The 15,419-nt window shown below is 35.7% G+C and carries 14 protein-coding genes; all 14 read right to left on the bottom strand.

Features of this window, described 5'->3' with window-relative positions; genetic code table 11:
• Positions 1 to 28 precede the first annotated feature (28 nt).
• Entirely contained in the window at positions 29 to 1,459 is a 1,431-nt protein-coding gene (gene cls / locus AC0YOD_RS19995) for a cardiolipin synthase (RefSeq protein WP_475801098.1), read from the bottom strand.
• Between the two features lie 112 nt (positions 1,460 to 1,571).
• The gene (locus AC0YOD_RS19990; protein WP_475801097.1) at positions 1,572 to 2,579 is read right to left on the bottom strand and encodes a glycosyltransferase family 2 protein; all 1,008 of its coding nucleotides are present in this window, start codon (positions 2,577 to 2,579) and stop codon (positions 1,572 to 1,574) included.
• The gene (locus tag AC0YOD_RS19985) at positions 2,569 to 3,975 is read right to left on the bottom strand and encodes an undecaprenyl-phosphate glucose phosphotransferase (protein ID WP_475801096.1); all 1,407 of its coding nucleotides are present in this window, start codon (positions 3,973 to 3,975) and stop codon (positions 2,569 to 2,571) included. Before AC0YOD_RS19985 ends, AC0YOD_RS19990 begins: the two co-directional genes overlap by 11 nt.
• Before the next feature lie 113 nt (positions 3,976 to 4,088).
• Positions 4,089 to 5,018, bottom strand: coding sequence for a glycosyltransferase family 2 protein (locus AC0YOD_RS19980; RefSeq protein ID WP_475801095.1), 930 nt, complete (start codon positions 5,016 to 5,018; stop codon positions 4,089 to 4,091).
• An 8-nt stretch (positions 5,019 to 5,026) separates the two neighbouring features.
• Positions 5,027 to 5,875 (bottom strand): dTDP-4-dehydrorhamnose reductase, encoded by an 849-nt coding sequence (rfbD, locus tag AC0YOD_RS19975; RefSeq protein ID WP_475801094.1) that lies wholly within the window; start codon positions 5,873 to 5,875, stop codon positions 5,027 to 5,029.
• Position 5,876: 1 nt separating this feature from the next.
• Positions 5,877 to 6,899 (bottom strand): dTDP-glucose 4,6-dehydratase, encoded by a 1,023-nt coding sequence (rfbB, locus tag AC0YOD_RS19970; protein WP_475801093.1) that lies wholly within the window; start codon positions 6,897 to 6,899, stop codon positions 5,877 to 5,879.
• 9 nt (positions 6,900 to 6,908) lie between these two features.
• On the bottom strand, positions 6,909 to 7,466 hold the full coding sequence (rfbC, locus tag AC0YOD_RS19965; protein WP_475801092.1) for a dTDP-4-dehydrorhamnose 3,5-epimerase: 558 nt from the start codon (positions 7,464 to 7,466) through the stop codon (positions 6,909 to 6,911).
• Positions 7,467 to 7,482: 16 nt separating this feature from the next.
• Positions 7,483 to 8,226 carry a sugar phosphate nucleotidyltransferase gene (locus tag AC0YOD_RS19960; RefSeq protein WP_475801091.1) on the bottom strand — a complete coding sequence of 248 codons (744 nt, stop codon included), beginning with the start codon at positions 8,224 to 8,226 and terminating at the stop codon, positions 7,483 to 7,485.
• Between the two features lie 40 nt (positions 8,227 to 8,266).
• Positions 8,267 to 8,845: a hypothetical protein gene (locus tag AC0YOD_RS19955; protein WP_475801090.1), complete on the bottom strand. Its 579-nt coding sequence runs from the start codon at positions 8,843 to 8,845 to the stop codon at positions 8,267 to 8,269.
• Between the two features lie 13 nt (positions 8,846 to 8,858).
• Entirely contained in the window at positions 8,859 to 10,457 is a 1,599-nt protein-coding gene (locus AC0YOD_RS19950; protein ID WP_475801089.1) for a glycosyltransferase, read from the bottom strand.
• Positions 10,454 to 12,691 carry a glycosyltransferase family protein gene (locus tag AC0YOD_RS19945; protein WP_475801088.1) on the bottom strand — a complete coding sequence of 746 codons (2,238 nt, stop codon included), beginning with the start codon at positions 12,689 to 12,691 and terminating at the stop codon, positions 10,454 to 10,456. Before AC0YOD_RS19945 ends, AC0YOD_RS19950 begins: the two co-directional genes overlap by 4 nt.
• Positions 12,692 to 12,707: 16 nt before the next feature.
• A complete protein-coding gene (locus tag AC0YOD_RS19940; protein WP_475801087.1) occupies positions 12,708 to 13,451 on the bottom strand; it encodes an ABC transporter ATP-binding protein in 744 nt (247 codons plus the stop codon).
• An 18-nt stretch (positions 13,452 to 13,469) separates the two neighbouring features.
• A complete protein-coding gene (locus AC0YOD_RS19935; protein WP_475801086.1) occupies positions 13,470 to 14,255 on the bottom strand; it encodes an ABC transporter permease in 786 nt (261 codons plus the stop codon).
• Between the two features lie 44 nt (positions 14,256 to 14,299).
• Complete coding sequence (locus AC0YOD_RS19930; protein ID WP_475801085.1) at positions 14,300 to 15,418, bottom strand: DegT/DnrJ/EryC1/StrS family aminotransferase; 1,119 nt, start codon at positions 15,416 to 15,418, stop codon at positions 14,300 to 14,302.
• Position 15,419: the final 1 nt, after the last annotated feature.

Below are 15,419 nucleotides of genomic sequence, written 5' to 3'. Positions count from 1 at the left end.
CCCGAAATCGAGTCTGTCCATGCATCCTCTATAATAACGGTGACAGCATATGAAGAAGGGATTCCTTTTTTTTTTGCCACCAAGATCTATTTTTGAAGGTTTCCAGATCGAGCTCTAGGCTGTGCTTCAAATCATTGAGAAATTCAGCTTCCAGTCTCTCAATTGTACCTTCATCAAAGAGTACCGCATTCAATTCAAAGTTGCTGTGCAGACTGCGCATATCGACATTCGCTGTTCCGACAGTTGCCAGCATATTATCGACAATCATCACCTTTGCATGAATGAAGCCACTCTGGTAACGATACACTTTTACACCTGCAATCAGCATTTCTTGAATGTAGGATAAGGTAGCCAGAAGGATGAGCTTGGAATCCGCTATACCCGGTATAATCAATCTAACATCAACACCGCCAAGAGCCGCTGTTCTAAGTCCCATTAGCAGAGATGGATCTGGGATAAAATAGGGTGTCGCCATAAAAATACGTGTTTGGGCGGCTGTAATTGCTGCGAACATAACCTCCATAATTTGCTGATCATTATGACCAGGCTTACTGGGCACGATCAATACGCGTTCATTTTCTACACATTGGTGCTCTGACATATAGTGATTTCCGTCAAGCTGTACTTTCGCTGCAAATGCCCAATCATTCATAAACAGCTCTTGCAAAAAATAGACAGAATCGCCCTCTAATCGCAAATGAGTATCTCGCCAAAATCCTATTTTGGGATCCTTCCCTAAATACTCATCTCCGATATTGATACCGCCCAAAAAGCCGACTCGACTATCCACAACGACGATTTTACGATGATTACGATAATTAAGCTTTCTATCAAAAAAGGATATTCGAGGTGGGAGGAAGCAGCTCGTATGCGCACCTGCATGACGAAGCTTCTCGAGATATACGTCCTTTAGGTTAAGACTGCCAATGCCGTCATATAACACACGAATCTCAACGCCTTCCTTAGCCTTACGAACGAGCACCTCCAAAAAAACATGACCAATCTCATCGTCTCGAATAGTGTAATAGTCCATATGAATGTGATGAACCGCACCTTCAAGAGCCTTCAAAATGGCCTCATAGGTCTCTTTCCCATTCGTAAGCACAGTTGATTTATTTCGGCCTGTTATCGGAAAAGGCGCCAGTCCCTTAAGCATTGCAAAGAGCTTCTCTTGTTGAGCAAGCTCATTGTTCATGACTTCCTCCACAGATTCAATTTGCTTCGACATGTTACTGGCATACTGAATGATCTCCTGCTTATAAGAATAAAGGCTTTTACTTCTTGTGAAATTCTTCCCTAGAAGAATATAAGCGATGAAGCCAATCATCGGGCATATAAAAGAGATAAGCAGCCAAGCGGTCATTTGGGCTGGACGACGATGCTCCATTATCAATATGGCTGCCAGTTGCACAACGTATATAATAAGCAATGCAATGAGCCAAATGAGCCATGCTTGCAATTAGGTTCACCTCTTTTCTTAACTGCTTCTTTCCTTAGAGAGAGACAGGTTTCTATAGTCTGAGCGCTGACTGCAAAACCTATACGATGAAATGAAAAAAAAGCCCATTCGACTATGAATCAATCGAACGCGCTTTTTTGGTTTTAGATGAATGAGCCGGAACTTGTTCCATGCTATGGTGCTGCATTTGCGAGAAAATAAGACGATGCATACTGAATCTTCGACTTATAAAGAGAGGAATACGTCGATAGTGAATTCCCAGCTTATAACCGATCAACTTTGCAGCAGACTCCGCCACAAGCTTCGGAATAAGATCCCACCTACGATTGCGGTGCAGCTCCTTTAGCTGGAGCTTTACCAACTTAGAGCCAGCGCTGCGAACAGATGCATAAGGCGTAATCCACGCATTACAGCTCATGGAGATACCGTTATCGAAATATCTTCTGAACTGCTGCGAAATGGAATAATCATGTGAGTGATAAACAAGCGCTTCCGCGCAATAAGCTATTTTATGACCCGTCAAAATACATTTGGCTGCCATAAACAAATCTTCATTGAAAATAACGGGCTCTTGGAAACGGCCCATTATCTCAAACGTTTCTCTTCGAATCGCCGCGCATACATTTGAACAAAAGAATGTCTTAATGCCTAGCTCTTCGATTTGTTCGTATGCCTTAACTTCCGACCGATCTGGATAATTATATTGTCTTGCGAGCCGCTCCAGTATATTGGCTTCTGGCCTCGGAAGCTGCCTTGCATAGGTATATACAATATTTTTGTCCTTGAACATTGGAGCGATTAATTGTTCAATAAGCCTGTCATCATACGGAAGGGCATCTTGTGTCATGAAAAGCAATATATCACCTTTCGATTGCACTGCTGCTTTATTCCGTGTGCCGCCGTGATCGAATTCACTCTGATCCACACTAATAACTTGAGCACCAGCTCTCATTGCGCGCTCAGACGTCCCATCCTTCGAGCTAGAGTCAATTACGATAATCTCGCAAGGTTTGACTGTCTGCTTCATCAGTCGCTTCAGAAGCTCTTCTAGCTCGTTACCAGCATTAAATGTAGGAATAATAACAGATACGCGAGCAGATTCTTCGCTGTTAGTATGCATTTTTGTTAATCAGGCCCTTCAATACCGTCTTAAAGATAATTTTAATATCGAATAAAAAAGTCCAATTTTCAATATAAAAGAGATCATGCATAATACGATCCTTAATCGACGTATCGCCTCTCAGACCATTCGTTTGTGCCCAGCCCGTTATCCCAGGTCTGATTTGATGCTTGATCATATATTTCGGAATTTCTTCCTTGAATTGATTAACGAAATAAGGACGCTCCGGCCGAGGACCGACCACACTCATATCCCCAAGCAGCACATTAAAAAATTGCGGAAGCTCATCCAGACTGGTTTTCCTTAGAAAACTACCAAAACGAGTGCGCCTTGGATCATTCTCCACCGTCCACTCCGTATCAGACACCTGATTAGTGGATACATGCATCGAACGGAACTTATACATAAAGAAAGATTTGCGATCTAGACCCATTCGCTCCTGCTTAAAAAGAATAGGACCGGGAGATGTTAATTTCAAACCAATTATGGTTAATAACATGATAGGCGAAGTAATTAGGATAGCAAAAAGCGAGAACGCAATATCAAACCATCGCTTCAATATGCGATTGCTCAGCTCATCAAGCGGAACATCCCTTACATTAATAAGTGGAATCCCTGCAAAATTATCGAAGAAAGGACGTGCAGGCAGCAGGTCAAAGAAATCAGGGATAATTAGTGTTTTCACACCTGTCTGTTCGCATGTTTCAATAATGTCAGCGTATTTCATATGTGCATCGAGCGGGAGTGCAATAATAACCTCATCAATCGGCGCCTTATTCAAGTGAGTCTTTAAATCATCCAGCTTGCCGATAATCGGCTTCATGTCATTAAACTCAGGATCATGCTTTATTTGATAATCATCTAAAAAGCCGACAACCTCATAGCCAAGCTCTGGGTGCCGCTGCAAATTTTGATAAAAGCTGCGTCCTACTGAGCCTGCTCCTAGGATGAGAACAAATCTTTTGTTGAAGCCTCGGCGGCGGAAGGATGAGAGGATAGATTTTACCCAGTAACGGTATGTCGCTATTGCAATAAAATTTAAAATAAAGAATATAAGAAGAAATTCCCTCGAGATATGTACTTCTTTCGTAATAAATAACAAGCTTAAAAGCCCAAGAAAGCTAATCGTTTGAATTTGTAAAATCTTCAACACTTCAAAAGAATAGTTTCTTCGACGCTTCGGTGAATAAAATTGAAAGTAAAAACCTACAAGAATAGCTGAAAAGGAATATATGGTTCCCCATAATGTATAGGTAGAAAAAGGTACTGAGTTACTGCTGGGAATCAAGCCGCTGTAAAATTTGAGCCAGTATGCAGACATAAACACAACTAATGTAACAAGCAAATCCGCCAGCATATATAATTGGGTTAAAAATCGTTGGTTTTGTCGAAGCATTTCGCCGTATTCACCTACATTCACTTAAATTTCGACTCTAATAGAATTGTAACAAAAAAGAAAAAATAAGAATACCCTAATTTTTCCACTTCAAGTTAATTAAATCGTTTTTCTCATTTATGCAATACTCTAACTTTATCGGCAATCCACTTTCGTTTCTTTAACATGAGCGGTGTTAATCGAATGATTGTCGGCCAGCAACGTAATAAATCAGGCTCGCGAAGAATGATATAACCAAGTTTAATTATTTCCGTTACTAGAATGAAAGGAATACTCACAAAAGAATGCCAACCAATAGACTCATTTTTAATTAATGTAAAAAATCTATTTTGATAAGAATGCTGCCGCACGAACAAAGGTACGCTGCTGCGTCCTCCTTTTTTCCACCCTCTATGGTGTATAGCTTTTGCTGAAGGAACATAGTTAGACTTCCATCCGAGTTTATTTGCTCGCCAAGCTACGTCTACATCCTCTTTATAAGCAAAAAACTGTTCGTCAAAAAATTGACCCTCATATTCAACGTCACGGATCATACGATACCGATAAATAGCTGCTGCTCCAGACACGCCAAAAACAGTTTGCGGTCTGCCCCAATCTGTCACAGGAGAACCCGCTCCTAGATCATAAGCATTTCTACTTCGTTTCATAGCAAGCCCTGCGCTATCCATTATATTCCTATTAGACGCTAAAACTAGTCTTCCAGTTGCACTCCCCACAAAAGAATTTTGCTCCATGAATGTCACTATTTCATATATATAATCTGGATCCAAAACAACATCAGGGTTTAGGACTAGTACATAATCAGAACGGGTTTGACGAATAGCCTGATTCTGGCCTCCGGCAAACCCGTTATTTATATCATTTCGAGTAAATTCTACCTGATTCTTAAATGGCAGCATGCGCTCTGATGTATCGTCTGTAGATGCATTATCTATGACGACAATTCGTTCAATTGGATGGGTTTGCTTTATAACAGCATGTAGACAGGCCTCAATATCCTCGGCGCTATTATAAGTAACGATACATACGCTTATTGTAGCCATAACATTTATCACTCACTGTCTTTGAGATAGTGGTTGAGCGCTTCTCTCCACGGCCTAGGCTCGCTAAAACCGTTGCTTCTAATGGCACTATGATCCATAACAGAATAAGCTGGCCTTGGAGCAGGTCTTGGAAACTCACTCGTCGTGCATTCATCCACTTGCATCATGATCCCGCTGTCCTCAAATATCGCTTTCGCAAACTCGTACCAAGAACAAGTACCGGAATTAGAAGCATGATATATACCATAATAATCTGTATTTACAAGCTCTAGTAGAAAAGCTGCTAAGTCATAAGTATAGGTAGGAGAACCAATTTGATCTGATACTACCTTAAGCAGATCACGTTCTTTGGACATCTTGAGCATAGTTTTCACAAAATTATTGCCGTATTTCCCATAGACCCATGAAGTACGAACAATATAATACCGATCATGTAAGGTTTGAACGGCATGCTCTCCCCCAAGCTTAGACTTACCGTACACAGTCTGAGGATTTGTCTGATCATACTCATTATATGGAATGGTGCCTGCTCCATCGAATACATAATCAGTACTGATATAACATAATTTTGCGCCCACTTCTCTAGCTGCAACAGCAACATTACGCGTCGCAGCTGTATTTACATGAAAAGCCTCATCTGGTTCAGACTCTGCTCTATCGACAGAAGTATATGCAGCACAATGTATAACAACATCAGGCTGGTGAAGTACGAATAATTTACGACATGCAGCAAGACTAGTAATATCCAACTCATTCCGACCAAAACCTATGATTTCAGACGTTTCAGTCGTCCATTCCGTTAATTCACGGCCAAGTTGTCCATTAGCACCTGTAATGACGATTTTTAATTTTTGCATGTTATTCGTCAGCCTCCAGTCGCTCCTTGTACTGTGACTCGTAGTATTCTTGATAGGAGCCTGAAGCTACCTGATCCATCCATTCTGCGTTACTCAAATACCAGCGAATGGTTTCCTTAATACCATCCTCGTAATTGAATTTAGGCTTCCAGCCCAGCTCATTACGAATTTTGTCGGCATCAATTGCGTAGCGGCGATCATGACCAAGACGATCCTTCACATACGTAATTAATGTCTCTGGTTTACCCAGCTCTTGGAGAATAGTGCGAATAACCTCAATGTTATTACGTTCATTGCGACCACCAACGTTATATACTTCTCCATTCTCACCTCTGTGCAAAACCAGATCGATGGCACTACAATGATCTTCTACGTATAACCAATCACGCACATTAAGCCCATCACCGTAAACAGGTAGCGGTTTATCTTGCAATGCATTTTGAATCATTAATGGAATGAGTTTTTCAGGGAATTGGTATGGACCATAGTTATTGGAGCAGCGCGTAATGTTGACATTTAAACCAAATGTTTCATGATAAGCTCTGACAAGTAAATCGGCTCCCGCTTTACTAGCTGAATAAGGACTATTTGGTGCGATTGGCGTATCCTCGGTAAAGAGACCCGTCTCACCTAGCGTACCGTAAACCTCATCTGTTGAAACTTGTACGAATTTAGTGACGTTATATTGTTTTGCCAAATCAAGCAGCGTCTGTGTTCCAAGAATATTTGTCTGCACAAAAATTTCAGGATGCAATATGCTGCGGTCTACGTGTGATTCTGCTGCAAAGTTAATAACGGCGTCGATTCCTGCTTTAAATAAAGGCTCTATTTGGGAGCGTTCGGCTATGTCTGCCTTAACGAAAGTATAGTTCGAATTCTTTTCAATAGAACGCAAATTCTCAAGATTACCTGCATATGTAAGAGCATCGACATTGATTAGTTGATAATTAGAATAGTTCTTTAGCATATAAAGAACAAAGTTGCTTCCGATAAACCCGGCACCGCCGGTAACAAGTATTTTCATGAGATTAACTCACCCTTCATATACAAAGTTGATTTCTGCTTCAGCCAGGACTGGATGTTTCCCATCCTTATCCGATAATATAGGATTCGATGTCGGCCAATCGATTGCAAGAGCAGGATCATTCCAAGCTATGCCACGGTCGTGCTCAGGTGAATAGAGGGCATCGACCTTGTATTGGACCTCTGTATTTGGAGTAAGGGTGCAGAAGCCGTGAGCAAATCCTTGTGGAACAAGAAGTTGCAGTTTGTTAGAAGCTGAAAGAAAGAAGCCTTCCCACTGTCCAAAAGTAGGTGAACCGTGTCTTATATCTATTACAACATCATATATTTCACCAGTTGTGACTCTTACGAGTTTTGTTTGAGCTTTTGGATTAAGCTGATAATGAAGTCCTCTTAATACATTTTTTTCTACGGACAGAGAATGATTGTCTTGGATAAAAGTGCAATTCAGATTATGACTTGCAAATGTCTGTTGATTATAGCTTTCCATAAAGAAACCGCGTTGATCATCATAAATATTGGGCTCAATCAATTTCACGCCAAATAATTTAGAATCAATTACTTTCAATGCAAATCACCGCCTGTTACATTTTGAAGCTACCAAATTCCTCTCCATAAACGATTTCTTTTGCCAACTCATTAGCTTTATTATATGAACTATGTGTTCCAGCGTCCGTCCACCAGCCATTTAATATATCATATGTTAGTTCATTAGAATTGATATAAACATTATTGACATCGGTGATTTCTAATTCGCCTCGAATAGAAGGTTTTAACGAGCGAATAATTTCATACACTCTACTATCATACATGTAAATTCCAGTTACAGCGTAAGAACTTTTAGGTAGTGATGGCTTTTCCTCGATTGAGATGATGTTATCACCTGACAATTCCGGTACACCGTAACGTTGTGGATCATGGACTTCTTGAATAAGAATTTTGGCACCCTTTGATTGCTTCTTATAACTTTCTACGAATTCTGTTATACCATCGTCGAATACATTATCTCCAAGAATTACAACCATTCGTTCATTATTAACAAACTGTTCTGTCATTCCTAATGCCTGTGCTATTCCACCTGCCTCATCTTGCACTTTATAGGTGAAATTCAATTCAAACTCTTTGCCGCTTCCCAACAAGTAAACTACATCACCCATATGCTCTTTACCAGTAACAATCATTATATCTTTTATACTTGCTTCCTTAAGCTTCGCAATAGCATGAAATATCATTGGATATTTCCCAACAGGAAGAAGATGCTTGTTCGTGACTTTCGTTAAGGGGAACAGTCTAGTGCCAGTTCCACCGGCCAGGATAATTCCTTTCATGCTTCACCTCACTGTAATTAATCTATTAAATGATAACAACTTATTTTATAAATAATTGGCTCTTTCTGATTTTCATAACACCTACTATAAATAACAAAAAAAATAATACATTAACAATGAAAACAATCGGACTATTTATAAATGAACCTTTTAGAATAGAAATATATCTTTTGAAGGTATCGCTTTTGTAAATTATCTCGTCAGTTACGAAGATTATCTCTGAATTAGTAGAATACCAATAAACATTCTTCTCATCTACAATATCAAATTTAATAATCGCATAATCCTTGGTTAAAGGTTCTAATCCAAACGTTAAATCTAATTTCAAGTCAATATTACTAACTCCATTATCATCTACGGTTATTGGAAAACGTTGACCCTCCCATGACAGTTGTTGATTATCTTTATCATATAGATGATAAGATAGAAACAATTTATCATTATAGAGCTCTAGATTATTAAATTTGATTATTATGTCTGCATTCATTTTTTTTGAGTATTGTTCATGTTCTGATCTAACGCTAATGTTCACATCATTGGAAGCTGCTACACATTGTGATGACTGGTAAAATAGAAATACCGTAAATATGAATAAAAAAGTGTAGTTTACTTTGCTCATTTTCCCACCCTATTTAAATCATAAATTTTTTAAAAACCCTATTATATTCTCCGACAACTACTTTCCAATCCCTTTTATCAAATTCACTATATAATTCAGCTTGTGCTTTATATAGTTCTGTAGAGTTATTGACTGCCCATATTATTTTTTGCGCAATAGAATATGGATTAAATGGATCAAATAACATTTTTTCTTTTAAGCTCTCATTTTTGATTTCGTTTGCAACAACAGGAATATTACTCATAACCGACGGCGTACCAACCGAATATGCTTCTGAAAATGTGAAAGGAAATCCACCTTCAAATAAAGTAGGATTTACAGCACAGACAGCCATTTGATTAAAAGCTGCCAGTACCTCTGAAGAAATACCATAAAGAACAAAAACATCGTTTTCCAAATGATGTTTACGTATATAATCTTGCATGAAATCTATTTGATTTATATCACCTGTTAATATTAACTTTACATCCATATAGTTATCTTTATTCATTATTTTAATTGCTTTAATTAGGTTAAATATATTTTTATGCGGGCGAGCTTGTGATGAATAAATCACATAATTCATTTGGCTAATGTTAGAATTGTAAAACACATTTCCATTTGAAAATTTTGTTTTAATATATTCATTTATTATTAATTTCGCGTTTTGAGTATCAGTTAAATATTTCGACATTGACTTCGATAACTTCAAATGCTCTTTCATGTCAATGTTTGCATGTTTAATGACACTAATCTTATTTTCATCTATACCACATTTATCAACTAGATGCCTAAATTTCACATAATCACTATAGCAAATTAGATGATCTGCACTATCAATACTCATTCTAATTCGTTTATGTGCAACTATTGTATCTGAATATTGGGTAGGGAAATCATAAAACAAAATATCGGGAGCCGCTAAAACTTTTTTACACCTAATTGCATTTATTTGTGGCCAAGCCATTGATGGAATATAGCAAGTCTTAATATCACTCCGTTTATTGATTAGCTTGACAATTCTATAAAGTTCATTATCAAGAACAACTTGATATAATCTACCTCGACTTTTTGTTTCTATTTGTTTTATATCCCTTAATAAAGAGTTCACAATTGTTAATTTTTGAATTTGACTAATGATCTTACTCATCAGTATTCTTAATACTGATGAAGCTATGAAAAAGAAAACAAAAATTAAGATGACTGGCGAAATAACTAAAGCAATAATCAAATATATAATTGATTTTAAAAATAGCATAAACCATGAAGAAGTACTCATAAATTCAGCAACTACATTGTTTAATATAACATTGATTTTGTTTTTTACTTTAATTGATAATATTTTAAGCGATGATATTTTTTTAGAGCCTTTTCGTCTATCTAATAAGAATTTTTTTATCCTAACACCGAATGGGATTTTTTTCGTAGATATAACCTCACACTTATCTATATTAACTTTATTATCTTTTAATAACTTCGTCACTGAATCATTTAACCATTCAGGACAAAATAAAACTACACCAAAATCATCATTGTTCTGTTCTTTTAAAATAAAAGCGAGCAATCTTCCAATTCCCTCATTGGATAAATTAACACCTGGTTGAAAACCTAAAAAGACACCTAATTTACTCACAGTAACTTCCTCCATACTTCAGATATTTCATTAATTGAATTCTCGTAGAGATTTCCCCTATTGACTTCCAGATAGTTTGTCTCTATAGAATCTAAAAATATCTTAAGTAATATATTCTCTCTTCCACCAAAGTTCTCATAATGAAAATCACAATTAAAAAATTTTTCGATATCCCTATAAAACGGATAGTCATTAAGAGTAATTTCTTTAGAAAAACATACTGCTTTTGCTATTTTGAAAAATATATTATCAAGGTTATGAGGGAATATTACCTTTTTTGCATTCAAATATAATGCGTTATATTCATTTTCCCTTAAATTGGAATATAATACAACATTATATTTCAGTGTATCAGAATTTTTAATGATTTTTTTAAATGTTTCTAGTTCTTCATTTTCTATCTCTCTTTTAGAACAATTAAAGTGAAGCTTTATTTTCATAACATTGCTTTCTAATCTGTAATATTCTTCAATATCACTGAATATTTTTTTTATATGACTTTCTTTATTTAAATCAACCTCTATTAAAAAATAATTATCATCTCTTTTAGTACTTGTCTCTTTAGATATTGAACAAACAAAAGGAATAATACTGATCTTCTCTTCTTCAATACCTAAATGTTTGATTAAATCAGTTTTTGTATGTATTGAGCTTGTTAATAAAAACGATGCATTTTTATAGTTTGAGATTTGTACACTTGATATGGTATTGTAGTAACGCTCGCCTAAATTTTCCACATAAATTCCATATGGTTTTATTGGAGCAATTGGTGAAATAAATTGATCATTTAAAAATAACCAATAATCCACCTCAACATAATTGTGTGCAAAATCTACTGGACTAATATAGTCCTCATACCATATTGATTCATCTTTAAATAGAAGGGAAAGAGATTCAATAGTATTTCTCATAGAAATAGAATTTAACTTGAACTCTCGTACTGGAATACCTTCTTGCAATAGTTCTATAAAATCAGACTCAATATTAAATTGACTAGAGGTAACATTAAATATTACTGACTGATTAACACCCGTTTTTTTCAAACCGGCATCTAACAGTTTCGCAAGTTGAACATATTCATCTTTATGAATATTTAATTCAGCATCTGTAATAAAAAGAGCAACCTTCTTATCTGAGTTTATTTCACTTTTCTTAGTATTGTTAATAATAGGAAAAAAGTTTTTCTCCCACTCTAATTTGTTATACTCATAAGAAAATTTATATAAAATATGCTTTTGATCTGTTTTTATATTTTTTATTAATTGTTGATCTCCATTTAATATTTGTTTTATCTTTTTCCTAGCCTCATTTATATTTTTACAACATCCAGATTGGCGATTTCCATCTGCTAATACACTTAAAAGACTTCCCTCCATATAAACTACTGGCATGCCTGCTATCATAGCTTCTAAAGGATGATAGTGTAAGTGGCGTGGATGTGTCGAATGATAATACATGACTTTGCATTTTTTATATAAGTTGTTTAACTCATCTCTTTCAAGAAAACCCGTTACTTTCTTATCATTAACAGGCACAGGCTGATTACCTGCAATAACATAGTTGAAACCCGAAAAGTCTTTTTTGAATTGTTTATAAACTTTTTCTGATTCAGGTATATAATTTATTCTTGTACAAAAAAATAGTATTTTAGCATCTTGGCCTTCCCAATGGTCTTCTATATCATAGAATTCCTTTGGAAGTCCTAATGGCATAAATACTGATTTTTCTCTATAAAAATCGTCTTCAATCTCTGAAATGTTTGGATAGCATTGCGAAAACCAAAAACGATTACTTATTTGCTTTAACTTGTTATGATCATTTTCAGAGAAATAATTATTAATTATTTCTGTATAATTTCTAAATATTGATGGCCCTACACCAAAAGCTCGAAATAATATATTACCTTCAAAATTATGTATTAATTTGCGTAATAATAATAAAGCAGTATCTGTGTATGTTATTGCTGTTGCGAAATGCGTATTTATTATTTTTTTTATATATAATGGCATGTTAGTTGTAGAGAAAAAATCATACTCGTTTAAAAGCTTCAAATCTTCATCCGGAATGGTTAAAGTATTATCATAGTCAAATGTTATCGCTCCACTCGACTGTAAGATTGCTTTTATAGTGCTCTTCGGAGTAAATATTTCAAAACCTAAATCTTTTATTAAAGGAAGTTCAAACTTACTTAGTGTGTCATGATTTAACAACCAAAGTATTCTTTTTTCTTTCATACAAGCCCCCGAGACATTATATTGAGTTTTGATAATATTTAATTATCATTTCTGGATCTCCATCATTAATAATCTGGCCATTTTTAACTAGAATAACGCGATTACATACTTCTTTTATTGTTGCTAAATCATGCGATACTAGAACAAGAATTTTCGCTTTACTCATCAATCCCGTCATTCTCTCTTTTGCTTTTGCTGCAAATGATGCATCTCCTGCACCAATTACTTCATCTAACAAAAGAATTTCTCCAGCAATTGAAGTGGAAATCGCAAATGCAAGGCGAATAAGCATACCTGAAGAATATGATCTAATAGGGTAATCTATGAATTCACCTAAGCCAGCAAATTCAATGATATCAGCTTCTTGTTCCTTAATCTTCAACGGAGTTTCCCCTAAAAGAAGACCGCGATACATGATATTTTCTCTACCCGTTGACTCAAGATCAAAACCTAATGCTAAATCAAATAATGATCGTATTTCTCCTTTAATATCCCTTATCCCAGATTGAATAGGGAATATTCCAGCAATTGTCTTTAAAAGAGTGCTCTTCCCAGCTCCGTTATGACCAATTATTCCTACTTTTTCACCTTCATTAATCGTTAAGTTGAAATCTCTAAGCGCATGTACGTTATCTAATTTTTCCTTTTTCTTTTGTAGTTTTAACAAAGAGAAAACTTCTTGCTTTAAAGTTGTTGCATTATAAATATGAGAAGGGTAATAAAGATTAACATTCTTAAATTTTATATAACAATTATTCATTAGTGATTCCTCATATTCTTAGAGATAAAATATAACTTTATTTTGATTATTTTTATTAACCCACATCGCGAATAATGCAATGATAAATATAGTGCCAAAAGAGAATAGATAATTGGTAGCAGTTGGCATCATTCCATTCAAAAATGGTTCTCTCACAAGAGCCAACAGGTGTGTTATCGGATTGACATTAAACAATTTTTCTAATATTGGATTTGAAGTAAACATCTCTTTTTTAAAAAATACTGGTGAGACATACCATACGGCTTGAATTACCAAAGCCATAACTTGTGGATAATCTCGATATTTTGCGTTAGTATAACCTGCAACAGTCGTAATAGCCCAAGACAAAAAGAAATATAGCAACGTTGTTAATGGAAGAGTCAATATTCCTATTACTACATTTTCAGGGCTCATAAATAACATCCAAATAATAAGAGATAACATGGCAATTACAAATGTAAATGTGAATACCAATGATGATCTCAATGTGTATATAATAATGGGATGATTAAATTGGCGTATATATTGCTCCCCAGTCAGTATTGAATAGCCTCCACCAATAAAAGAGGAACTGATAAGTTCCCAAACAATTAACCCCGAAAGTACATAAGGTGCATAATCTGCAAATGATATATTAAATACTGTTCCAAAGACGGCAGACATTAATAATGTCAACAAAAGAGGATTCATAAACGTCCAAAGTATTCCTAGCTTTGAACGTCTAAATTTGTTTTTCAGCTCTGCTCTAACAAGATGGCTCCAAAAAAAACGGGTACGATATATTTTTATTAATTGATCATTCAATGCTTTCCCTCCGACGGTCTTACACTATTTAAGGACCTGTAATTCTATATATTATTACTGCAATGGTACACAAGTCTCTCGCAAATATATTCAATATCTGACTCAGTAAGTTCACCGTTTGTCGGTATATTTAAACCACTAGCAGATATTCTGTCAGAAATCGGAAAATTTGACTCTTCATAATATGGAGGCATCTGATGCATTGGATAGAATAATGGTCTTGTTTCAATGCCATCATTATCCAATAATTTCATCAATTCATCTCTACCTATTTTCACCTTATCATTTAGTAGAATCGAGACCATCCAATAAGAATGCTTTGCCCATCCCATCTCAGGCTGCAATGTAAACAAATCTGAATGCTGATCCAGTTTATTAATATAAGATACCGCAACAGTTTTACGCTTCCCAAGATGCCATTCTATATTTTCTAATTGACCTAAACCTATTGCAGCTTGCATATTAGTCATTCGATAGTTGTAACCAACAACATTGAACCAATATCGTTTGTCTGGGTCCATCCCTTGTCCTCTAAGCAATCTCATTTTTTCAGCGAGCTGCTTATTATTAGTTGTAATCATTCCACCTTCACCAGTAGATATTATTTTATTTCCAAAGAAACTAAAGGTACCAACATCGCCTATAGATCCAACAACTTTTCCATTGACCTCAGCTCCATGAGCCTCTGCCGCATCCTCAATAACAAATAGATTATGTTTCTTTGCAATTTCCATTATTGGTCCCATCTCAACTGGATGACCATATAAATGAACAACAATAATTCCCTTTGTTTTCTCAGTAATTTTTTCTTCAATCAATTTTGGATTTATGTTCCAAGTATCAGGCTCACAATCAACTAAAACCGGAGTTGCTCTACAATATTTCACCGCATTTGCAGTAGCGATATAAGTGAAAGTAGGTATAATGATTTCATCTCCAGCACCAACATTATAAGCTAATAAAGGCAGATGTAATGCTACTGTTCCGTTTGCACAAGTAAGCGCGTATTCTACTCCACAAAATTCTGCAAACTTTTGTTCAAACTCATTTACGTATTTCCCGTTTGAAGAAATCCAACCTGTATCTATACAGTCCATAACATATTTTTTCTCATTACCATTCAGAACAGGACCCGCTAACGGGATTTTTTTGACAACTTTCATT

This window comes from Paenibacillus sp. J31P13, assembly GCF_056269295.1.
Note: the sequence above shows the minus strand (reverse complement) of the source record. Positions and strands in the feature narration are given on the sequence as shown.

Excerpts from the sequence above, each read along its gene's own strand:
- AC0YOD_RS19990 (WP_475801097.1), bottom strand. The coding sequence starts at position 2,579 with ATGCATACTAACAGCGAAGAATCTGCTCGCGTATCTGTTATTATTCCT.
- AC0YOD_RS19985 (WP_475801096.1), bottom strand. The coding sequence starts at position 3,975 with ATGCTTCGACAAAACCAACGATTTTTAACCCAATTATATATGCTGGCG.
- AC0YOD_RS19980 (WP_475801095.1), bottom strand. The coding sequence starts at position 5,018 with ATGGCTACAATAAGCGTATGTATCGTTACTTATAATAGCGCCGAGGAT.
- rfbD (WP_475801094.1), bottom strand. The coding sequence starts at position 5,875 with ATGCAAAAATTAAAAATCGTCATTACAGGTGCTAATGGACAACTTGGC.
- rfbB (WP_475801093.1), bottom strand. The coding sequence starts at position 6,899 with ATGAAAATACTTGTTACCGGCGGTGCCGGGTTTATCGGAAGCAACTTT.
- AC0YOD_RS19960 (WP_475801091.1), bottom strand. The coding sequence starts at position 8,226 with ATGAAAGGAATTATCCTGGCCGGTGGAACTGGCACTAGACTGTTCCCC.
- AC0YOD_RS19955 (WP_475801090.1), bottom strand. The coding sequence starts at position 8,845 with ATGAGCAAAGTAAACTACACTTTTTTATTCATATTTACGGTATTTCTA.
- AC0YOD_RS19945 (WP_475801088.1), bottom strand. The coding sequence starts at position 12,691 with ATGAAAGAAAAAAGAATACTTTGGTTGTTAAATCATGACACACTAAGT.
- AC0YOD_RS19940 (WP_475801087.1), bottom strand. The coding sequence starts at position 13,451 with ATGAATAATTGTTATATAAAATTTAAGAATGTTAATCTTTATTACCCT.
- AC0YOD_RS19930 (WP_475801085.1), bottom strand. The coding sequence starts at position 15,418 with ATGAAAGTTGTCAAAAAAATCCCGTTAGCGGGTCCTGTTCTGAATGGT.